At 69.3% G+C, this 21,512-nt stretch carries 18 protein-coding genes; 14 read left to right on the top strand and 4 right to left on the bottom strand.

Annotated features, from left to right (window positions below; translation table 11 throughout):
• The first annotated feature begins 96 nt into the window (after positions 1-96).
• The 9 genes from ACWDR3_RS40070 to ACWDR3_RS40030 all read left to right on the top strand — a co-directional run bounded on the left by ACWDR3_RS40070 (position 97) and on the right by ACWDR3_RS40030 (position 11,413).
• Positions 97-2,040 carry an acetyl/propionyl/methylcrotonyl-CoA carboxylase subunit alpha gene (locus ACWDR3_RS40070; protein WP_450357531.1) on the top strand — a complete coding sequence of 648 codons (1,944 nt, stop codon included), beginning with the start codon at positions 97-99 and terminating at the stop codon, positions 2,038-2,040.
• The gene (locus ACWDR3_RS40065; RefSeq protein ID WP_450357530.1) at positions 2,037-2,966 is read left to right on the top strand and encodes a hydroxymethylglutaryl-CoA lyase; all 930 of its coding nucleotides are present in this window, start codon (positions 2,037-2,039) and stop codon (positions 2,964-2,966) included. Before ACWDR3_RS40070 ends, ACWDR3_RS40065 begins: the two co-directional genes overlap by 4 nt.
• Positions 2,967-2,972: 6 nt before the next feature.
• Positions 2,973-4,133 (top strand): acyl-CoA dehydrogenase family protein, encoded by a 1,161-nt coding sequence (locus ACWDR3_RS40060; RefSeq protein WP_450357529.1) that lies wholly within the window; start codon positions 2,973-2,975, stop codon positions 4,131-4,133.
• A 148-nt stretch (positions 4,134-4,281) separates the two neighbouring features.
• Positions 4,282-5,328, top strand: a complete 1,047-nt coding sequence (locus tag ACWDR3_RS40055; protein ID WP_450357528.1) for an ABC transporter substrate-binding protein — start codon at positions 4,282-4,284, stop codon at positions 5,326-5,328.
• A gap of 44 nt (positions 5,329-5,372) precedes the next feature.
• Positions 5,373-6,218 (top strand): siderophore-interacting protein, encoded by an 846-nt coding sequence (locus tag ACWDR3_RS40050; RefSeq protein WP_450357527.1) that lies wholly within the window; start codon positions 5,373-5,375, stop codon positions 6,216-6,218.
• A 189-nt stretch (positions 6,219-6,407) separates the two neighbouring features.
• The gene (gene desA / locus ACWDR3_RS40045; RefSeq protein ID WP_450357526.1) at positions 6,408-7,850 is read left to right on the top strand and encodes a lysine decarboxylase DesA; all 1,443 of its coding nucleotides are present in this window, start codon (positions 6,408-6,410) and stop codon (positions 7,848-7,850) included.
• On the top strand, positions 7,834-9,117 hold the full coding sequence (locus tag ACWDR3_RS40040) for a lysine N(6)-hydroxylase/L-ornithine N(5)-oxygenase family protein (protein WP_450357525.1): 1,284 nt from the start codon (positions 7,834-7,836) through the stop codon (positions 9,115-9,117). The genes desA and ACWDR3_RS40040 overlap by 17 nt, the downstream gene beginning before the upstream one ends.
• Positions 9,114-9,647: a GNAT family N-acetyltransferase gene (locus ACWDR3_RS40035; RefSeq protein ID WP_450357524.1), complete on the top strand. Its 534-nt coding sequence runs from the start codon at positions 9,114-9,116 to the stop codon at positions 9,645-9,647. Before ACWDR3_RS40040 ends, ACWDR3_RS40035 begins: the two co-directional genes overlap by 4 nt.
• The gene (locus ACWDR3_RS40030) at positions 9,644-11,413 is read left to right on the top strand and encodes an IucA/IucC family protein (RefSeq protein ID WP_450357523.1); all 1,770 of its coding nucleotides are present in this window, start codon (positions 9,644-9,646) and stop codon (positions 11,411-11,413) included. Before ACWDR3_RS40035 ends, ACWDR3_RS40030 begins: the two co-directional genes overlap by 4 nt.
• A 109-nt stretch (positions 11,414-11,522) precedes the next feature.
• Here the strand turns inward: ACWDR3_RS40030 and ACWDR3_RS40025 are convergent, their stop codons facing one another.
• A complete protein-coding gene (locus ACWDR3_RS40025) occupies positions 11,523-13,127 on the bottom strand; it encodes a beta-N-acetylhexosaminidase (protein WP_450357522.1) in 1,605 nt (534 codons plus the stop codon).
• 84 nt (positions 13,128-13,211) lie between these two features.
• Here ACWDR3_RS40025 and ACWDR3_RS40020 point away from each other — a divergent pair, with 84 nt between their 5' ends.
• The gene (locus ACWDR3_RS40020; protein WP_450357521.1) at positions 13,212-14,099 is read left to right on the top strand and encodes a DUF4429 domain-containing protein; all 888 of its coding nucleotides are present in this window, start codon (positions 13,212-13,214) and stop codon (positions 14,097-14,099) included.
• Between the two features lie 69 nt (positions 14,100-14,168).
• On the opposite strand, the gene ACWDR3_RS40015 is transcribed toward ACWDR3_RS40020, so the two are convergent.
• A complete protein-coding gene (locus ACWDR3_RS40015; protein WP_450357520.1) occupies positions 14,169-15,734 on the bottom strand; it encodes a purple acid phosphatase family protein in 1,566 nt (521 codons plus the stop codon).
• Positions 15,735-15,920: 186 nt separating this feature from the next.
• Between ACWDR3_RS40015 and ACWDR3_RS40010 the strand changes: the two genes are divergently transcribed.
• Positions 15,921-16,178: a hypothetical protein gene (locus tag ACWDR3_RS40010; RefSeq protein ID WP_124000174.1), complete on the top strand. Its 258-nt coding sequence runs from the start codon at positions 15,921-15,923 to the stop codon at positions 16,176-16,178.
• A 12-nt stretch (positions 16,179-16,190) separates the two neighbouring features.
• Positions 16,191-18,008, top strand: a complete 1,818-nt coding sequence (glmS, locus tag ACWDR3_RS40005; RefSeq protein WP_450357519.1) for a glutamine--fructose-6-phosphate transaminase (isomerizing) — start codon at positions 16,191-16,193, stop codon at positions 18,006-18,008.
• A 60-nt stretch (positions 18,009-18,068) separates the two neighbouring features.
• Here the strand turns inward: glmS and ACWDR3_RS40000 are convergent, their stop codons facing one another.
• Both ACWDR3_RS40000 and ACWDR3_RS39995 read right to left on the bottom strand, forming a co-directional pair.
• Positions 18,069-18,632 (bottom strand): GPR1/FUN34/YaaH family transporter, encoded by a 564-nt coding sequence (locus ACWDR3_RS40000; RefSeq protein ID WP_450357518.1) that lies wholly within the window; start codon positions 18,630-18,632, stop codon positions 18,069-18,071.
• Between the two features lie 143 nt (positions 18,633-18,775).
• Complete coding sequence (locus ACWDR3_RS39995; RefSeq protein WP_450357517.1) at positions 18,776-19,303, bottom strand: universal stress protein; 528 nt, start codon at positions 19,301-19,303, stop codon at positions 18,776-18,778.
• 311 nt (positions 19,304-19,614) lie between these two features.
• Here ACWDR3_RS39995 and ACWDR3_RS39990 point away from each other — a divergent pair, with 311 nt between their 5' ends.
• Positions 19,615-19,935 carry a hypothetical protein gene (locus ACWDR3_RS39990; protein ID WP_450357516.1) on the top strand — a complete coding sequence of 107 codons (321 nt, stop codon included), beginning with the start codon at positions 19,615-19,617 and terminating at the stop codon, positions 19,933-19,935.
• A 378-nt stretch (positions 19,936-20,313) separates the two neighbouring features.
• On the top strand, positions 20,314-21,512 hold a 1,199-nt coding region (locus tag ACWDR3_RS39985), incomplete at its 3' end, for a helix-turn-helix domain-containing protein (protein WP_450357515.1).

The raw sequence follows: 21,512 nt of genomic DNA, 5'->3' as shown, positions 1-21,512 counted from the left end.
GCTGGGCCTGGCCCTGACCGCCTGTGCCAACGCGCCGCTGGGTGAACCCCGGTTCGGCGTCTTCCGGATGTGATGAGGGTGCCTGAGATGGTCGACATGTTCGAGACGGTCCTGGTGGCCAACCGGGGCGAGATCGCGGTCCGCGTGATCCGCACCCTGCGCTCGCTCGGTGTGCGCTCGGTGGCCGTCTTCTCCGACGCGGACGCCGACGCCCGGCACGTCCGGGAGGCCGACACGGCGGTACGGATCGGTCCGGCACCGGCGGCCGAGAGCTATCTGTCGGTGGAGCGCATCCTGGAGGCCGCCGCCCGCACCGGCGCCCAGGCCGTGCACCCGGGATACGGCTTCCTCGCGGAGAACGCGGCCTTCGCGCGCGCGTGCGCCGACGCCGGGCTGGTCTTCATCGGCCCTCCGGCGGACGCGATCGCCCTCATGGGCGACAAGATCCGCGCCAAGGAGACGGTGCAGGCGGCCGGGGTTCCGGTCGTCCCCGGGTCCAGCGGCAGCGGGCTGACGGACGACCGACTCGCCGACGCCGCCCGGGAGATCGGTATGCCGGTGCTGCTGAAGCCGTCGGCCGGCGGTGGCGGCAAGGGCATGCGGCTGGTGCGGGACGCCTCGGCGCTGGCCGAGGAGATCGCCGCCGCCCGCCGCGAGGCCCGCGCCTCCTTCGGCGACGACACGCTCCTGGTCGAGCGGTGGGTGGACCGCCCCCGGCACATCGAGATCCAGGTCCTGGCCGACGGCCACGGGAACGTCGTCCACCTCGGTGAGCGCGAGTGCTCGTTGCAGCGGCGGCACCAGAAGGTCATCGAGGAGGCGCCGAGCGTGCTCCTCGACGAGGCCACGCGCGCGGCGATGGGCGAGGCGGCGGTCCAGGCGGCGCGGTCGTGCGGGTACGCGGGCGCGGGCACGGTGGAGTTCATCGTGCCGGGCAGCGATCCGTCGTCGTACTACTTCATGGAGATGAACACCCGGCTCCAAGTGGAGCACCCGGTCACGGAGTTGGTGACGGGGCTCGACCTGGTGGAGTGGCAGCTCAGGGTGGCGGCCGGAGAGGCATTGGACTTCCGGCAGGAGGACGTCCGGCTGACGGGGCATGCGATCGAGGCCCGCGTCTGCGCCGAAGACCCCTCGCGCGGGTTCTTGCCGTCCGGCGGCACCGTGGTCATGCTCCGCGAACCCTCCGGCGACGGCGTCCGCACGGACTCCGGGCTCTCCGAAGGGACCGAGGTCGGCAGTCTCTACGACCCGATGCTCTCCAAGGTCATCGCCTACGGCCCCGACCGCGCGACCGCGCTCAGGAAGCTCCGGGCCGCCCTCGCGGACACGGTCACCCTGGGCGTGCCGACGAACGCCGGTTTCCTGCGGCGGCTGCTCGCCCATCCGGCGGTCGTGGCGGGCGAGTTGGACACCGGGCTCGTCGAGCGGGAGGCGGACTCCCTCATCGCGGACGAGGTGCCCGAGGAGGTGTACGAGGCGGCGGCGGCCGTACGGCTGGAGGCGCTGCGGCCGCGTGGCGAGGGCTGGCGGGATCCCTTCTCGGAGCCGGACGGCTGGCGGTTGGGCGGTACTCCGAGGCCGGTCGGCTTCCATCTGCGGGTGACCGAGCCCGTGGAGTACGTGCCGCGTGGCGGCCACACCGTCACCGCGGACCGGGTCGCCGTCACCCTCGACGGGGTCCGGCACACCTTCCACCGGGCCGGTGACTGGCTGGGCCGGGACGGTGACGCCTGGCAGGTGCGGGACCACGATCCGGTGGCCGCCTCGCTCAGCGGGGCCGACCGGTCCGGTGCCGGTTCGCTCACCGCGCCGATGCCGGGGACGGTGACCGTGGTGAAGGTCGCCGTGGGGGATCAAGTGGCCGCCGGGCAGAGCCTGTTGGTGGTCGAGGCGATGAAGATGGAGCACGTCGTCTCCGCGCCGCACGCCGGCACCGTCGCCGAACTCGACGTGACCCCCGGCGCGACGGTCGCCATGGACCAGGTGCTGGCGGTCGTCACACCCCTGATCGTCACACCTGCGGAGGAGGACCAGTGACACTCCCGATGGTCGTACCGGCCGCCGATCTGCCCGCGCGGGTGCGCATCCACGAGGTCGGGGCCCGTGACGGGCTGCAGAACGAGAAGTCGACGGTTCCGACGGAGGTCAAGGCGGAGTTCATCCGCCGCCTTGCCGACGCGGGTCTGACGACGATCGAGGCGACGAGCTTCGTCCACCCCAAGTGGGTGCCTCAACTGGCCGACGCGGAGGAGCTGTTCCCACAGGTCGTCGAGTTGCCTGTCGACCTGCCGGTGCTCGTGCCGAACGGCCGCGGCCTTGACCGTGCCCTCGCCCTCGGCGCCCGCCGGGTCGCCGTCTTCGCCAGCGCCACCGAGTCCTTCGCGAAGGCCAACCTCAACCGCACAGTGGACGAGTCGCTGGCGGTGTTCGAGCCGGTGGTGCGGCGGGCGAAGGAGGCGGACGCGCATGTACGCGGCTATGTCTCGATGTGCTTCGGCGACCCGTGGGAGGGCGAGGTCCCGCTCCACCAAGTCGTCCGCGTCTGCGCGGCCCTGCGGGACATGGGCTGCGACGAACTGAGCCTCGGCGACACCATCGGAGTGGCGACCCCGGGCCACGTACTGGAGTTGCTCTCCGCGCTCAACGAACAGGGCGTGCCGACGAACGTCCTCGGCGTGCACTTCCACGACACCTACGGCCAGGCACTCGCGAACACCTACGCGGCCCTGGAGCACGGGGTCACCACGGTCGACGCCTCCGCCGGAGGCCTCGGTGGCTGCCCGTTCGCCAAGTCAGCCACCGGGAACCTCGCCACCGAGGACCTCGTCTGGATGCTCCAGGGTCTCGGCATCGAGACCGGAGTCGACCTCGGCCGCCTCGTCGCCACGAGCGAGTGGATGGCCGAACACCTGGGCCGACCCAGCCCTTCCCGCACCGTCCGGGCCCTCTCCCACAAGGACTGATCACTCATGGACTTCCGGCTCTCCCCCGAACTCGAAGAACTCCGGCGCACCGTCGAGGAGTTCGCGCACGACGTCGTGGCCCCCAAGATCGGCGACTTCTACGAACGGCACGAGTTCCCGTACGAGATCGTCCGCGAGATGGGCCGCATGGGCCTGTTCGGACTGCCGTTCCCGGAGGAGTACGGCGGGATGGGCGGCGACTATCTGGCGCTGGGCGTGGCCCTGGAGGAGCTGGCCCGGGTCGATTCGTCGGTGGCCATCACGCTGGAGGCGGGCGTCTCGCTGGGCGCGATGCCGATCCATCTCTTCGGCACGGACGCGCAGAAGCGGGAGTGGCTGCCGCGTCTCTGCTCGGGCGAGATGCTGGGCGCGTTCGGGTTGACGGAACCGGACGGCGGCTCGGACGCGGGCGCGACCCGTACGACGGCGAAGCTGGACGAGTCGACGAACGAGTGGGTGATCAACGGCACCAAGTGCTTCATCACCAACTCGGGTACGGACATCACGGGCTTGGTCACGGTCACGGCGGTGACGGGCCGCAAGCCCGACGGCCGCCCACTGATCTCGTCGATCATCGTCCCGTCCGGCACGCCGGGCTTCACCGTCGCGGCGCCGTACTCGAAGGTCGGCTGGAACGCCTCGGACACCCGCGAGCTGTCCTTCGCGGACGTCCGCGTCCCCGCGGCCAACCTGCTGGGCGAACTGGGCCGCGGCTACGCGCAGTTCCTGCGCATCCTGGACGAGGGCCGCATCGCGATCGCGGCGCTGGCGACCGGCCTGGCCCAGGGCTGCGTCGACGAGTCGGTCAAGTACGCCAAGGAACGGCACGCCTTCGGCCGCCCCATCGGCGCCAACCAGGCCATCCAGTTCAAGATCGCCGACATGGAGATGAAGTCCCACACCTCCCGCCTCGCCTGGCGCGACGCCGCCGCCCGCCTGGTCTCCGGCGCCCCCTTCAAGAAGGAGGCCGCCCTCGCCAAGCTCTACTCCTCCACGATCGCGGTGGACAACGCCCGCGACGCCACCCAGATCCACGGCGGCTACGGCTTCATGAACGAGTACCCGGTGGCCCGCATGTGGCGCGACTCCAAGATCCTGGAAATCGGGGAGGGCACGAGCGAGGTACAACGGATGCTGATCGCGAGGGAGTTGGGGCTCGCGGGATAGCACCTTGGGTGGGTCGCCGTGGTGCCGGTCACAGGTATCACCGCAGGCGGCGGCCCACCCCACCCCCTGGACGCGAGCTGAGGTTAGGCTAACCTACCTTCGAACTTGTCCGGCGGACGCTCCGCCCCGTTCGAAAGCAGTCATACCCATGTCCAATGCCCGTGCCAGCCACTTCACCCGCCGCGGTCTCCTCGCCGCCGGTGGTGCCCTCGGCCTCGGGGCCGCGCTCGCGGCCTGCGGTGACGACGACGCGAAAAGCGGCGGCTCCGGGTCGGAGAGTGCGGGTGCCGAGTCGGGTGCCTGGACCTTCAAGGACGACCGCGGTACGACCGTGAAGCTGGACTCCGTCCCCACGAAGATCGTCGCCTTCGTCGGTGTCGCCGCCGCGCTGTACGACTACGGCATCGACGTCAAGGGCGTCTTCGGCCCGACCAAGACCAAGGACGGCAAGGCCGACGTCCAGGCCGGCGACATGGACGTCAGCAAGCTGACGGTCTTCGGCAATGTGTGGGACCAGTTCAACGTGGAGGAGTACGCGGCCTTCGGCCCGCAGCTGCTCATCACCACGATGTTCGACGACGCCGGCACCCTCTGGTACGTCCCCGAGGCATCCAAGGACAAGATCGCCAAGCTCGCGCCCAGCGTCGGCATCTCCGTCTTCGACCGCCAGATCACCGAGCCCCTCCAGCGCATGTGGTCCCTGGCCGAGTCCCTCGGCGCGGACATGACGGCCGCCCGGGTCAAGGAGTCCAAGACCGCCTTCGAGGCCGCCGCCACCCGGCTGCGCGCCGCCGCGAAGGCCCACCCCGACATCAAGGTGCTGGTCGGCTCCGCGAGCCAGGACCTGTTCTACGTCTCCGGCAGCAACCTCTCCATCGACCTGGAGTACTACAAGGCGCTCGGCGTGAACTTCGTCGAGCCGCCGGCCAAGGTCCTGAAGGCGAGCGGCGGCTGGTACGAGAGCCTGAGCTGGGAGAACGTCGACAAGTACAAGGCCGACGTCATCATGATGGACGACCGCACCTCCGCCATCCAGCCGGCCGACATCACCGAGGCCACCTGGAAGAAGCTGCCCGCCGTCAAGGCCGGCCAGGTCATCCCCCGCTCCACCGAGCCGATCCTGTCCTACGCCAAGGTCACCCCGCAGCTCACCGCCCTCGCCGAGGTGATCGAGAACGCGAAGAAGGTCAGCTGACCCCGCCCCCACAGGAGCCCGGGCCCGCCCCTTTAGGAGTACGCATGTCGACGGCCGTAGCCGCCCCGTTCCGTTTCTTCTCCCTCCGAGTCGTACGGACGAGGCGGCTCGGTCCGTCTCTGGTCCGGGTCGGCTTCGCCGGCGAGGATCTGCGGCACTTCCTCTCCGACGGACGCGATCAGTCGCTCTCCCTCTTCCTGCCGCATCCCGGGCAGGAACAGCCCGCCGTTCCCTACGAGTTGGGCGACGGGTGGTGGGAGGCCTGGCGCCAACTCCCCGACGACGTACGGGCCGTGATGCGCTCGTACACGCTCCGGGGGCTGCGGCGTGACGACCGCGGCGACACCGTCGAGATCGACATCGACTTCGTTCTGCACACCCCGGCCGGGCCCGCCTCCGCCTGGGCCGCCGAAGCCGCCCCCGGTGACCGCGTCGTGCTGCTCGGCCCGGCGATCGCGGACAACCGCGCGATCCGCTTCCGGCCGCCCGAGGACGCCGATTTGGTGGTGCTCTGGGGTGACGAGACCGCCCTCCCCGCCGTCTCGGCCATCCTCGAAGTCCTCCCCGCCGGGCAGCGCGTACGCGCCTGGCTGGAGGTGCCCGATGACGGTGACGTCCAGGATCCGGTGACGGAAGCGGACGTCGAGGTCACCTGGCTGACCGGCCATCAGACCCGCGGCGAGGGGTCCCCCATGGCCCTCGCCGCGCTCCGAGCAGCCCAACTCCCGGACGCCGAGCGGCCGTACGTGTGGATCGCGGGCGAGTCCGGCTGCGTGAAGGCACTCCGCCGGCACTTCGTCCACGAACGCGGGATCGACCGGCGGCGCGTGACCTTCGTCGGCTACTGGAGGTACGGGATGAACGAGGAAGAGCTGCGCGCCGCAGGGTAGTTGGGGCCGGACAGTCGCAGCTCGTCAGTCGCGGCCGTGGAGTTGCGGCTGGGACTCACGTGATCACAGTCACGGAAGGGGCATGGTTTCGTTCGCGTTACTTAGGTTAGGCTAACCTAAGTTGAACCTCGGGGCCCCACCCCTGCTCCACCCCACCACGGACCCGTCCCCACCGGAGGACCACGCACCATGCGCTCGCACCTGCTCAATGACACGACCGCGGAGCAGTACCGCCGCTCCGTGACCGACGGCGTCGAGCGGGTGGCCGCCAAACTCGCCGCCACCGACCGTCCGTTCACCGGCGTCACGGTCGACGCCCTCGCTCCCCGGATCGAGCGGATCGACCTGGACACCCCGCTGCTCGACACCGCGGCCGTGCTCGACGAACTGGAGGAGGTCTACCTCCGGGACGCGATCTACTTCCACCACCCCCGCTACCTCGCCCACCTCAACTGCCCGGTCGTCATCCCGGCGGTGCTCGGCGAGGCCGTCCTGTCCGCCGTCAACTCCTCCCTGGACACCTGGGACCAGTCGGCCGGCGGCACCCTGATCGAGCGCAAGCTCATCGACTGGACCAACGCCCGCATCGGCCTCGGCGAGAACGCCGACGGTGTGTTCACCTCCGGCGGCACCCAGTCCAACCTGCAAGCCCTGCTGCTGGCCCGCGAGGAGTCCAAGACCGACTCGCTCGCCGAACTGCGGATCTTCGCCTCCGAGGTCAGCCACTTCAGCGTGAAGAAGTCCGCGAAACTGCTGGGCCTCGGCCAGGACTCCGTCGTCTCGATCCCGGTCGGCAACGACAAGCGGATGCAGACGGTCGCGCTCGCCCGGGAGTTGGAGCGCTGCAAGCAGGACGGCCTGGTCCCGATGGCCGTCGTCGCCACCGCAGGGACCACCGACTTCGGCTCCATCGACCCGCTGCCCGAGATCGCCGAGCTGTGCGAGCAGTACGGCGTCTGGATGCACGTCGACGCGGCCTACGGCTGCGGACTGCTCGCCTCGCTCAAGCACCGCAGCCGCATCGACGGCATCGAGCGCGCCGACTCGGTCACCGTCGACTACCACAAGTCCTTCTTCCAGCCGGTGAGTTCGTCCGCCGTGCTGGTCCGGGACGCCTCGACCCTGCGCCACGCGACCTATCACGCGGAGTACCTCAATCCGCGCCGGATGGTCTCCGAGCGCATCCCCAACCAGGTCGACAAGTCCCTGCAGACCACCCGCCGGTTCGACGCGCTCAAGCTGTGGATGACGCTGCGCGTGATGGGCGCCGACGGCATCGGCGAACTCTTCGACGAGGTCTGCGACCTGGCCGTCGAGGGCTGGCAACTGCTCGCCGCCGACCCGCGCTTCGACGTCGTGGTCGAGCCGACGCTCTCCACCCTCGTCTTCCGCTACATACCGGCCGCGGTCACCGACCCGGCCGAGATCGACCGCGCCAACCTGTACGCCCGCAAGGCCCTGTTCGCCTCCGGCGACGCGGTGGTCGCGGGCACCAAGGTGGGCGCCCGCCACTACCTCAAGTTCACCCTGCTCAACCCCGAGACCACGGCGGCCGACATCGCCGCCGTCCTCGACCTGATCGCCGGCCACGCCGAGCAGTACCTGGGAGAGTCCCTTGACCGCGCGTCCTGAAACCCCTGCCAAAATCCATGACTTCGTGGGGATCGGGCTCGGTCCCTTCAACCTCGGCCTCGCCTGTCTGACCGAGCCGATCGACGAACTCGACGGCGTCTTCCTGGAGTCGAAGCCCGACTTCGAGTGGCACGCGGGCATGTTCCTGGAGGGCGCGCACCTCCAGACCCCGTTCATGTCGGACCTGGTCACGCTCGCCGACCCGACCTCCCCGTACTCCTTCCTCAACTACCTGAAGGAGCGCGGCCGGCTCTACTCGTTCTACATCCGGGAGAACTTCTACCCGCTGCGCGTCGAGTACGACGACTACTGCCGCTGGGCCGCGAACCAGCTGAGCAGCGTCCGCTTCAGCACCACGGTGACCGAGGTGACGTACCACGACGAGGACGAGCTGTACGTCGTGACGACCGCGGCCGGCGAGGTGTTCCGCGCCCGCCGGCTGGTCCTCGGGACCGGCACCCCGGCGTACGTCCCCGAGGCCTGCGAGGGTCTGGGCGGCGACTTCATCCACAACTCCCGTTATGTGCAGCACCGGGAGGAGCTGGTCAAGAAGGAGTCGATCACGCTGGTGGGCTCCGGGCAGTCCGCCGCCGAGATCTACTACGACCTGCTCAGTGAGATCGACGTGCACGGCTACCGGTTGAACTGGGTCACGCGCTCGCCGCGCTTCTTCCCGCTCGAATACACCAAGCTCACGCTGGAGATGACCTCCCCGGAGTACATCGACTACTTCCGCGAGCTGCCCGAGGCCACCCGCTACCGGCTGACCAGCGAGCAGAAGGGCCTGTTCAAGGGCATCGACGGCGACCTGATCAACGAGATCTTCGACCTGCTCTATCAGAAGAACCTCGGCGGTCCGGTGCCCACGCGTCTGCTCACCAACTCCGCGCTGAAAAGCGCGAGTCACGAGAACGGCACGTACACGCTCTCGTTCCGCCAGGAGGAGCAGGGCAAGGAGTTCGACCTCGAATCGCAGGGTCTGGTGCTGGCCACCGGATACCGGTACGCCGAGCCCGAGTTCCTGCGGCCGATCAGGAACCGGCTGTGCTACGACGTGCACGGCAACTTCGACGTGGCCCGCAACTACGCGATCGACACCACGGGCCGGGGCGTCTTCCTGCAGAACGCCGGCGTGCACACCCACAGCATCACCAGCCCCGACCTGGGCATGGGCGCCTACCGCAACAGCTCCATCATCCGTGAGCTGCTCGGCAGCGAGTACTACCCGGTCGAGAAGACCATCGCGTTCCAGGAGTTCGCCGTATGACCTTCACCTTCCGCCCCCTGGACCCGCTCCAGGACGCCGAGTTGCTGCACTCCTGGGTCACCCATCCCAAGGCGGCCTACTGGATGATGCAGGACGCCCGCCTTGAGGACGTCGAGCGCGCGTACATGGAGATCACGGCCGACGAGCACCAGCACGCGCTGCTCGGGCTCCAGGACGGTGTCCCCGTCTTCCTGATGGAGTACTACGACCCCGCGCACCGCGAACTGGTCGGTCTGTACGAGCCGTTGCCGGGTGACGTCGGCATGCACTTCCTCACCCCGGCGACCGACACGCCCGTCCACGGGTTCACCCGGGCCGTCATCACCGCCGTACTGGCGCACCTCTTCGAGGACCCGGCGACCGAGCGTGTGGTCGTCGAGCCGGACGTGTCCAACACGGCCGTACAGGCCCTGAACGAAGCGGTCGGGTTCGTGCCCGAGCGTGAGATCCAGAAGCCGGAGAAAAGGGCGTTGTTGAGCTTCTGCACCCGCGAACAGTTCCGCCTGGCGACGACGGGGGTGTCCGCATGAGCCTCGCCGACGCCGTGGCCCACCTCTCCCCCGAGCGCTGGGAGCGGGCCAACCGCCAGCTGATCCGCAAGGCGCTCGCCGAGTTCGCGCACGAGCGGCTCATCACCCCTGAAGAAGACGGTGAGTTGTACGTCGTCCGCAGTGACGACGGGCTGACCCGCTACCGGTTCGCCGCCGCCCGCCACGCGCTCGACCACTGGCAGGTCGACGCCGGTTCGATCACCCGCACCCGGGACGACGTCGAACTCCCGCTCGCTGCCCTGGAGTTCTTCATCGAGCTGCAGAAGACGCTGGGCCTGAGCGAGCAGATCCTGCCGGTCTACCTGGAGGAGATCTCCTCCACGCTCTCCGGCACCTGCTTCAAGCTCACCAAGCCCCAAGTGACCGCTGCCGACCTTGTGAAGAGCGACTTCCAGGCCATCGAGACCGGTATGACCGAGGGCCATCCCTGCTTCGTCGCCAACAACGGCCGGCTCGGCTTCGGCATCCACGAGTACCTCTCGTACGCCCCCGAGACCGCGAGCCCGGTCCGGCTGGTGTGGCTCGCCGCGCACCGCTCGCGCGCCGCGTTCACCGCGGGCGTCGGCATCGACTACGAGTCGTTCGTGCGCGGGGAGTTGGGCGAGGAGACGGTCGAGCGGTTCCGGGAGCAACTCACTGGGCGGGGCCTGGACCCCGAGGACTATCTGCTCATCCCGGTCCACCCCTGGCAGTGGTGGAACAAGCTCACCGTCACCTTCGCGGCCGAGATCGCCCGCGGCCACCTCGTCTGCCTCGGCGAGGGCGACGACGAGTACCTGGCCCAGCAGTCCATCCGGACCTTCTTCAACGACTCGCACCCCGAGAAGCACTACGTGAAGACGGCCCTGTCCGTCCTCAACATGGGCTTCATGCGCGGGCTTTCGGCCGCGTACATGGAGGCGACCCCGGCCATCAACGACTGGCTCGCCCAACTCGTCGAGGGCGACCCGGTGTTGAAGTCGACGGGCCTGTCGATCATCCGGGAGCGGGCGGCCGTGGGCTACCGGCACCTGGAGTACGAGAAGGCGACCGACCGCTACTCGCCGTACCGCAAAATGCTCGCGGCGCTGTGGCGCGAGAGCCCCGTCGCCTCCCTCCAGGAGGGCGAGCAGCTGGCGACCATGGCCTCCCTCGTGCATGTCGACCACGAGGGCGCGTCCTTCGCGGGCGCGCTGATCGAGCGGTCGGGGCTCGCGCCGGCCGAGTGGCTGCGGCACTATCTGCGGGCCTACTTCACCCCGCTGCTGCACAGCTTCTACGCCTACGACCTGGTCTACATGCCGCACGGCGAGAACGTGATCCTGGTCCTGAAGGACGGGGTCGTGCAGCGGGCGATCTACAAGGACATCGCCGAGGAGATCGCCGTCATGGACCCGGACGCGGTGCTGCCGCCCGAGGTCCGCCGGATCCGCGTGGAGGTCCCGGAGGAGAAGAAGCTCCTGTCGATCTTCACGGACGTCTTCGACTGCTTCTTCCGCTTCCTCGCCGCGAACCTCGCGACCGAGGGAGTCCTGACGGAGGACGACTTCTGGCGCACGGTCGCCGACGTCACCCGCGAGTACCAGGCGTCGCTGCCCGAACTCGCCGAGAAGTTCGCGCAGTACGACATGTTCGCGCCCGAGTTCGCGCTGTCCTGCCTCAACCGGCTCCAGCTGCGCAACAACGAGCAGATGGTCGACCTGGCGGACCCGGCGGGCGCGCTTCAGCTGATCGGCAACCTGAAGAACCCGATCGCCGGGTTCTGACCCCCAAGACGGCGGGCACCCCGGAGTACGGTCCTCCGGGGTGCCCGTCTTTTTCACCTGCTGGTTTTTCAACTGCTGGTTTTTCAACTGCCGTGAACTACAAGGTGCTTCAGCCGCTGCTGGGCCACGGCACCTGCGGGGACCGGTAGTAGGAGATCCCCAGCGCGTCCCACCGCGGAGCCTGCGCCGCGAGCCGCACCTTGAAGGCGTCCCAGTCGTGCGTGGCGGCCGGCGACCAGCCCAGTTCGGCCGTGCCCGCGAGCCGCGGGAAGGCCATGTACTCCAGGTCGGCGCTCGTCACGAGCGTCTCGGTCCACAGCGGGGCCTCCACGCCCTTGATGGACGAACTCGGCGCTCCGGCAAGGTAGTTGCCCGGGTCCCAGTCGTAGGCCCGCTTCACCTCCACGAGCCCGGCCCAGTCCTGGCCGAGCGGGGTGTCGTCGGTGTACTTCATGTCGAGGTAGAGCCGGTCGGCCGGCGAGAGGATCAGCCCGGTCCCGTTCCGCGCCGCCGCCACGACCTGTGCCTTCTCCTCGGCACTGGCGTCGTCCAGACCCCAGTACTGCGCGAGGGCCCCCTTCGCCGGGTGCGCGCCGGTCAGCTGGTGCCAACCGACCACCGTCTTCCCGTACTTGGCGACGATCGGCTGCACCCGGTCCATGAACTTCACATAGTCCTCATGGCTGGTGGAGTGCGCCTCGTCGCCGCCGATGTGCAGATAGCGGCCGGGCGTGAGGGCGGCCAGCTCGCGGATCACGTCCTCCGCGAAGTCGTAGGTGACCTCCTTGCCCGCGCACAGCGAGCTGAAGCCGACCTCGGTGCCGGTGTAGAGCGGGGGCGCTACCCCGTCGCAGTTGAGATCGGCGTACGAGGCGAGGGCCGCGTTGGTGTGGCCCGGCATGTCGATCTCGGGGACGACCTCCAGGAAGCGGGAGGTGGCGTACCGGACGATCTCCTTGTACTCGGCCTTGGTGTAGTAGCCGCCGGTGCCGCCGCCGACCTGGGTCGAGCCGCCGTACGTGGCCAGGCGCGGCCAGGAGTCGATCGCCAGGCGCCAGCCCTGGTCGTCGCTGAGGTGCAGATGAAGTTTGTTGATCTTGTAGAGGGCGAGTTCGTCGATGTAGCGCTTGACCTGGTCGACGGTGAAGAAGTGCCGGGAGACGTCGAGCATCGCGCCGCGGTAGGAGTAGCGCGGCCGATCCTCGACGGTGCCGCCCGCGATGGTCCACGGGCCGTGCCGCACGGACTTCGACTCGACGGCGGCGGGCAGCAGTTGGCGCAGGGTCTGCACGCCGTGGAAGAGGCCGGCGGGGGCGCCGGCGGTGATGGTGACGCCGCCGCTGCCGCTGTCCAGGCGGTAGCCCTCGGCGCCGTACCGTCCGGGGTCGAGGTGCAGCCGGATGCCGCCGCGCCCCTTGGTGGTCACCGGCAGCGGATAGCCGGTGGACGGGCGCAGCACGGCCGCCAGGTACTCGCCGACCCGGCGGACCTCACGGTGGTCGCTGATCTTGATGGCGGTGTCACGGGTGATCCGGTACGGCGCTCCGCCCGGGCTGACCGAGGCGGGCGCGGGGACGATCCGGTCGAGCGGGGTCGCGGCGGGTGTCGTGGGGGTCGGTGCCGCGCCGGCCGTGAACGTGCCGGCCGCGGCGACGAGCAGCAGGGATCCGAGGACCCGGACCATGCGGGGAGTCGTTCTGTGGTGCCGTCTCACATGCGCTCCCTTCTACTGTGACCAGAGTGGAGGGACAGATTGGTCAAGACCACTCTCCCGCAGATCCGGTGAAACAATCCCCTCATGGCGGAAATCCTCCAGAAGGACGGCACGTGGGCGTTCGACGGTGACGCCCTGCGACTGACTCCCGGACGGGACAAGAACGTCAGCCTGCTGCGCAGGACGCTGGGCGAACTCATCGTGCCGCTGGGCGCGTTGGCCGGTGTGTCCTTCGAACAGGGCCGCAAGACAGGACGGCTCAGACTGCGGCTGCGCGACGGCGCCGACCCGCTGCTGCACGCCACCGGGGGCCGGCTGGCCGAGCCGAACGACCCGTACCAACTGGTGGTGGAGTCCGACCGGTACGGCGTCGCCGAGTACTTCGTGGACGAGGTCCGCAACGCGCTGCTGCTGGACGAGGTGCCGGCCGACCCGGTGGACGGCTATCTGCTGCCCGGCCCCTCGGTGCCGCTGTCGGTCTCCGCCGGGGACGGCACGGCGAGCTTCGACGGGGAGCGCGTACGCCTGGAGTGGAACTGGAAGACCGAGGACGCCAAGGCCGCCGCCGGGGTGCGCAGCCTCGCCGTCGCCGACATCATCGACGTCGAGTGGCAGCCCGCGGTCGGTCTGGAGAACGGGCATCTGCGCTTCACCGTGCGGCACGCGCCGACCAAGGCGCCGCCGAAGTACGACCCCAACTCGGTGGAGCTGTGGGGCTTCAAGAAGGACCCGCTGATGGCCCTGGTCGCGGCGGCCGTCCAGGCCCGGCTCCCGCATCCGGCCGCGGCCCCCGCGGACGTACCGCCGCAGGACGCCCACCCCCGTCAACTCGCGCCCGCCGCCGACCCTGTTGAGGACGGCCACGACGCATTACTGCGTCGGCTGCGGGAGTTGGGCGAGCTGCGGAGCTCGGGCGTGCTGACCGACGAGGAGTTCACCTTGGCCAAACAGGCGATCCTCAAGCGCATGTAGCGCGCGAGGACCGCCTGTCGGTTCAACCTGCTTGCCGCCACGCCCCGCCTTCCGGGCGCCCGACGGGTGTCACTTGGCCTTGCGGGCCACCGTGAAGTGGTCGATGCGGGCGCCGGTCTCGGCGATGCCCGACACCTTCAGCTTGGCGTAGTGGCCGCGCGAGGCGGGCTCCACGTCCACGCGCAGGAAGGAGTAGTTGAGGTAGCGCACCCGCGACCAGGCGACGGTCTCGTTGACCTTGCCGTCCTTGGTGTTGATGAAGGCGGCGACCGAGTCGACGTCCTTCACGTGGCCCTCGTAGGAGTCCGGCGCGCTGAACGCGTACAGGCTGCGGCCGGCCGCGCCCGCCGTCACGTAGACGACACCGTCGGTCTCCGGGTAGGCGGTCTCGCCGATCGGGAGCTTCTTGGTGACCTTGTTGCCCTTGATGACGTCGGTGCGCTCGTACTGGTGGTTGTGACCGTTGATGACCAGGTCCACCGTGTACTTCTCGAACAGCGGCACCCACTCCTGTCGCACTCCCCCCTCCGAGGAGTGCGCCGTGGAGGTGCAGTACGCGCAGTGGTGGAAGAACACGACGATGAAGTCGATGTCCCGGGAAGCGCGGAACTTCTTCAGCTGCTTCTCGAACCATGTGGTCTGCGTGCCGCCCGAGATGCCGAGGTTGGCCGGGATCTCGAAGGAGATGTCGTTGGCGTCGAGCGAGATGATCGCCGTGTTGCCGTAGGTGAAGCTGTAGACGCTCGGCAGGTTCTTGGGGTCCGGGCCGTTGTTCGGCAGGCTCCAGCGGGCCTCTTCGCCGCCGTAGCCGTTGGGCGAGTACCAGGCCTCCATGTCGTGGTTGCCGTAGGCGGGCATCCACGGCACGGACTTGGCGACCGACTCGGTCTGGGCGAGGAACTGGTCCCACACGCGCGAGTCGAAGCCGGCGTCGGCGGTCTGGCCCGCGCCCGCCGGGTCGGCGTAGCAGATGTCGCCGGCGTGCAGGTGGAAGGCCGGGTCCTGGCCGAGGAGCAGGCTGTTGTTGGCCAGGCCGTGGTAGCCGACGCCCTCGTCGCCGAAGGCGGTGAAGGTGAAGGACTTCTTGCGGTCGGGCGCGGTGGTGAAGGTGCCCAGGGTGCCCAGCAGGTGCGGCTCGGCCGGGTCGAAGCCCTGGTGGCCGACGCCGTAGTAGTAGGTCTTGCCCGGGCGCAGGTGGGTCAACTTGGCGTGTACGTAGTACTGGGTGTGGTCGGCGCTCGCGCCCACGCCGGCCGGCGTGTAGAGCGAGCGGACCTCGGCCTCGATCTTGCGCGAGAGGTCCCAGGGGTGGGCGCCGATGCGGATGAAGGGCTTCTTCACCGGGAGCGGCACCTGCCACGAGACGGTCATCTCGGTGCTGGCGTCGTTGCCGAAGGCGAGGTGGCGGCCGAAGGGGGAGACGAGCGAGCCGTCGACCGTCTCGGTCACGGGGGCGGTGCGCTGGGTGGGAACCGCGGCCTGCGCGACCGCACCGGGCACGAACGCGCCACCGGCGACGGCGCCGATCGTCACGGCGCCGCCTCTCATCACGTTGCGCCGGGAGAATTTGGCGCGCAGGTACTCGTGCTGCTCGGCCATGCTCATGCGCTCGGCCAGCTCATCGGGTACGCCCATACGAGGAATGTCCATGGCGTCTGAAACTCGTCCCCTCAGACAACGAGGCGCAAGACGCGGAATGGACAGGCTGCGAACAGAGGTCCATGAGAGTTTCAACGTTCTCCCAAAGCTTGCCAACAGGCCGCTGCCCGATATCGGGCAGGATTCTTGCGAAACGCTCTCCGGTACCCCAGGATCGACCGGGTGCACGACGAACTCGTTGATCATCTGACGCGCTCCTCACCCCTGAGCCGGGGCGAGGCGCTGCGGGTGATCCAGGAGGTGCTCGCCTACTTCGACGAGACGACCACCGAGTACGTCCGTCGCCGCCACCGCGAGCTGCAGGCCCAGGGCCTGGTGAACGCGGAGATCTTCGACCGGATCGAGGCGGACCTGAAATACCGGGCGGTCGCGCCGCCGGAGCTCACGCTCAGGCAGCTGCGCCGCATCGTCTACGGCTAGGAACACGTATATATGTGCGGAATCGTCGGATACATCGGCAGGCGTGACGTGGCCCCGCTGCTGCTGGAGGGCTTGCAGCGGCTGGAGTACCGCGGCTACGACTCGGCGGGCATCGCCGTCACCTCCCCCAAGACGGCGGGCCTGAAGACGGTCAAGGCCAAGGGCCGGGTGCGCGACCTGGAGGCCAAGGTCCCGGCCCGCTTCAAGGGCACCACCGGCATCGCCCACACCCGCTGGGCCACCCACGGCGCCCCCTCCGACGTGAACGCCCACCCGCACCTGGACGCCGAGGGCAAGGTCGCCGTCGTCCACAACGGCATCATCGACAACGCCTCCGACCTGCGCCGCAAGCTGGAGGCGGACGGCGTGGTCTTCCTCTCCGAGACCGACACCGAGGTGCTGGTCCACCTCATCGCCCGCGCCCAGGCCGAGACCCTGGAGGAGAAGGTCCGCGAGACCCTCCGGGTGATCGAGGGCACGTACGGCATCGCCGTCCTGCACGCCGACTTCCCCGACCGCATCGTGGTGGCGCGAAACGGCTCCCCGGTCGTCCTCGGCATCGGCGAGAAGGAGATGTTCGTCGCCTCGGACATCGCCGCGCTGGTCGCCCACACGCGGCAGATAGTGACTCTCGACGACGGCGAGATGGCCACCCTCAAGGCCGACGACTTCCGCACGTACACCACCGAGGGCACCCGTACGACGTCGGAGCCGACCACCGTGGAGTGGGAGGCGGCCTCCTACGACATGGGCGGCCACGACACGTACATGCACAAGGAGATCCACGAGCAGGCCGAGGCCGTCGACCGCGTCCTGCGCGGCCGCATCGACGACCGCTTCTCCACCGTGCACCTCGGCGGCCTGAACCTGGACGCCCGCGAGGCCCGGCAGATCCGCCGCGTGAAGATCCTCGGCTGCGGCACCTCGTACCACGCGGGCCTGATCGGCGCCCAGATGATCGAGGAGCTGGCCCGCATCCCCGCGGACGCCGAGCCCGCCTCCGAGTTCCGCTACCGCAACGCGGTCGTCGACCCCGACACCCTGTACGTCGCCGTCTCCCAGTCCGGCGAGACCTACGACGTCCTCGCGGCCGTCCAGGAGCTGAAGCGCAAGGGCGCGCGGGTCTTCGGCGTCGTGAACGTCGTCGGCTCGGCGATCGCCCGTGAGGCGGACGCCGGCATCTATGTCCACGCGGGCCCCGAGGTCTGCGTGGTCTCGACCAAGTGCTTCACCAACACCACGGTCGCCTTCGCGCTGCTCGCCCTGCACCTGGGCCGCACTCGCGACCTCTCGGTCCGCGACGGCAAGCGGATCATCGAGGGCCTGCGCAAGCTGCCGGAGCAGATCACCGAGATCCTGAGCCGGGAGGAGGAGGTCAAGAAGCTGGCGGAGCAGTACGCCGACGCCCGCTCGATGCTCTTCATCGGCCGTGTCCGGGGCTACCCGGTGGCCCGTGAGGCCTCCCTGAAGCTCAAGGAGGTCTCGTACATCCACGCCGAGGCCTACCCCGCCTCGGAGTTGAAGCACGGCCCGCTCGCGCTGATCGAGCCCGCGCTGCCGACGGTCGCGATCGTCCCCGACGACGACCTGCTGGAGAAGAACCGCGCCGCCCTGGAGGAGATCAAAGCCCGCAGCGGCCGGATCCTGGCGGTCGCCCACCAGCACCAGGAGAAGGCCGACGAGACGATCGTGGTCCCCAGGAACGAGCCCGAACTCGACCCGATCCTCCTAGGCATCCCCCTCCAACTCCTCGCCTACCACACGGCATTGGCCCTGGGCCGCGACATCGACAAGCCGAGGAACCTCGCGAAGTCGGTGACGGTGGAGTAGTCCCGACAGAACGAACCCCCACGTGTGCCTCCTGCACGTGGGGGTTCTTTCCGCTGCCGATCAGCCGGTTGCCGTCACGCCCCGGCCCGCAGCCCGCCGCGGAAGCACCGTCGGCCAGTGGGCCAACGCCGCGGTCGCCGCGTACCAGGCAACCGCTCCCGCCGCGACGGCGAACCATCCACCGACCTTGCTCAGCCCGTCACTCCCGGCGAACTGGGCGACGGCGAGCAGCACCAGGGAGACGAAGAACAACCCGTACGTGCCCTGCGTCAGTTGGTCCCCTCCAGCGAGGGTCACGGACAGGGCGACCAGAGCGAACAGGACCAGGAACAGCCCCGCCGCGTTGTCCGACACGGAGTCACCGGCGGTGACGGCCCAGGTGAACCAGAGCGCGCCGAAGGCCGAGAAGGCCGTACCGGTCAGGGCGTCGCCGTCGCGGAAGGCGAACAGTCCGGCGACGAAGAGGGCGACTCCGCCCACGTAGTGGGCCAGTGATACGGCGTCAGCCGCCGACACCCCGTCGATCACGTCGGCGTACCCGAGGCCGAACGCCAACAGGGTGATTCCCAGGGCCAGTCGGCCGACGACAGAGGTGGTGCTTCCCGCAGAGACGTCATTGTCCACGGCGGGCTCCCTTCATGCATGTGCGTTTGTGCGGTGTGACCGATATATGCCCTTCACAAGGACACAAACACCTCTGCACAGCAGGGAATTCGCAGCCGACCGGCGAGTTGGACCTACGAGTTACGGGATGCCGGACCTACGGGTTACGGGATGACGACGACGGGCCGCTGCGCCCGCTTGGCGAGCCGCCCCGCGACGGAGCCGAAGATGCGTCCGACGATGCCGTGGGTCGAGCCGACGACGATCGCGTCCGCCTCGTACTCCCGCCCCACCTCTTCGAGTTCATGGCAGATGTCGCCACCGCGCTCGACGAGGATCCAGGGCACTTCCGCCAGGTACTCGGCGCACGCCAGCTCCAGACCGAGCACCTCGGTGCGGTGGTCCGGCACGTCGACGAAGACCGGTGGCTCGCAGCCGGCCCACACGGTGGTGGGCAGCCGGTTGGCCACGTGGACGATGATCAGGCCCGAGCCCGAGCGGTGGGCCATGCCGATGGCGTACGCCAGGGCGCGCTCGCTGGAGGTGGAGCCGTCGAAGCCGACGACTACGCCGTGCTTGAAGGCTGGATCGCAGGAATGGCGTGGTTCTTCCGCCGCCAGGGGCTCGGCCGCCGTCGGGTCGGCGACTGGCCGCTTGCGGTCCGCGGGTTCGAAGTATTCGTGACCGGCCATGGCTGTCTCGGCGTTTTGATCCTTTTTGGGAGGGACGACAGAGTGCGGCGGAGCTGTGTCCGGGAATTATCTTCCCAACCCCATACCCCCAAGGGTACGGCGGCACGCCTCCTTAGCGCAGATCCCGCCCCCCGTGCGTGGGGGTTCCAGGGAGCATGCACGAGGGGGCGCCCGTAACGCAATGGTTGCTGCGCTGTACAGGCGGTTTGCACAGGATTCACTTACCGTGCGGCCGGTAAGAGGGGGGCGTACAGTGACCGACCGCTCGAACAGGCGTTGAACCCCGTGAGCCGCCGCCCCAGGGAGCACGCATGTCCGGACCGCACGCCACTTCCGAGACCGACCCGTCCCAGGACTCCGTGACCGACGTCGTCCGCTGGGCCGCCTTCAGCTGTGTCCTGGTCCCCGTGGTTCTCCTCTGGTACGGCGGCTCACTGGCCGGCGCCGCAGGTACGGCCCTCGGACTGGCCGCCGTCACCGCCGTGTGCCGGCTGCTGCTGCGGCAGTCCGAGCGCGGTGCCGCCCAGCTGCGGGCGGAGGAGCGGGCGCCGTCCCGCGGGCACCGGCACCGGGCCGGCACGGGGGCCCGCAGGGGTGGGCGGCACACTGGGGGAAGTACACCGGTCGGCTGACCGGTTTCAGCGCACACGCACGACGCTTTTCAGCCAACTTCCGGCCAGGGCGCGTTCCTTACCCCCGGTACCCCCCAACCCCCGTTCCACCTGCACGGAAAGGGTCCCGGAGACCCTGCGCACCCTACGTGGATTGGCCACTGCGACAAGGCGCACTTCCCTGCACGGCCCACGAGTGCAACGCTTCGTGATCGAATGCTTCACGCCAAGTTGCCATGTCGACAATGTGCCGGTTCCCGAACTGGGTCACCCCGGCACCACGCGACACAGTAGATTCGATCTTGACGTCTTACGGCGGGGGACTCGTGCAGGACCGAGGGGAAACGTGCAGGAGCGACACAACCGAGGAGCCGCGACCACCGAGGGGGGCTTAGCAGTATGAGCCACGACTCCGCTGCCGCGCCGGAAGCCGCGGCCCGGAAGCTTTCCGGGCGACGCCGCAAGGAGATCGTCGCGGTGCTGCTGTTCAGCGGCGGCCCCATCTTCGAGAGTTCCATACCGCTGTCGGTGTTCGGGATCGACCGCCAGGACGCCGGCGTGCCGCGCTACCGACTGCTGGTGTGCGGCGGCGAAGAAGGCCCACTGCGGACCACAGGGGGGCTGGAACTCACCGCGCCACATGGCCTGGAAGCGATCTCACGCGCGGGCACGGTCGTCGTACCGGCCTGGCGTTCGATCACTTCACCACCGCCGGAGGACGCGCTCGACGCACTGCGTCGGGCCCATGAGGAAGGCGCCCGCATCGTCGGACTGTGCACCGGCGCCTTCGTCCTCGCCGCGGCGGGCCTGCTGGACGGCCGCCCCGCGACCACACACTGGATGTACGCGCCGACGCTGGCCAAGCGCTATCCGTCGGTGCACGTGGATCCGAGAGAACTGTTCGTGGACGACGGCGACGTGCTGACGTCCGCCGGTACGGCCGCGGGCATCGACCTCTGTCTCCACATCGTGCGGACCGACCACGGCAACGAGGCGGCCGGTGCGCTGGCCCGTCGTCTGGTCGTCCCGCCGCGCCGGACGGGAGGTCAGGAGCGATACCTGGACCGCTCTTTACCAGAGGAGATCGGCGCCGACCCGCTGGCCGAGGTCGTCGCCTGGGCGCTGGAGCACCTCCACGAACAGTTCGACGTGGAGACGCTGGCGGCACGCGCGTACATGAGTCGTCGTACGTTCGACCGCCGCTTCCGCTCGCTCACCGGCAGTGCGCCGCTGCAGTGGCTGATCACGCAGCGGGTCCTGCAGGCACAGCGTCTGCTGGAGACGTCGGACTACTCGGTGGACGAGGTGGCGGGCCGCTGCGGCTTCCGCTCCCCGGTCGCCCTGCGCGGGCACTTCCGCCGCCAGCTCGGTTCGTCGCCGGCGGCATACCGTGCGGCGTACCGCGCCCGACGCCCACAGAGCGAACGCCCGACCGACCCCGAGGGCACGCCGGGCCCCGGCCCGTCCATCCCTTCGGGCCCGCTGACCGCGCTCCCCCCCGAGGAGGCCCCGCACGAGTGCGACGCGAGCATGGAGCGCGACGGCGTGGTCGCCAAGGCCCCGGCGGGCCGGGGTGAACGGTCGTGGTGGTTCGGCCA

It is taken from the genome of Streptomyces sp. NPDC001002 (assembly GCF_053599215.1).
The sequence above is the reverse complement of the archived record's forward strand: the minus strand, read 5'-3'. Positions and strand labels throughout refer to the sequence as shown.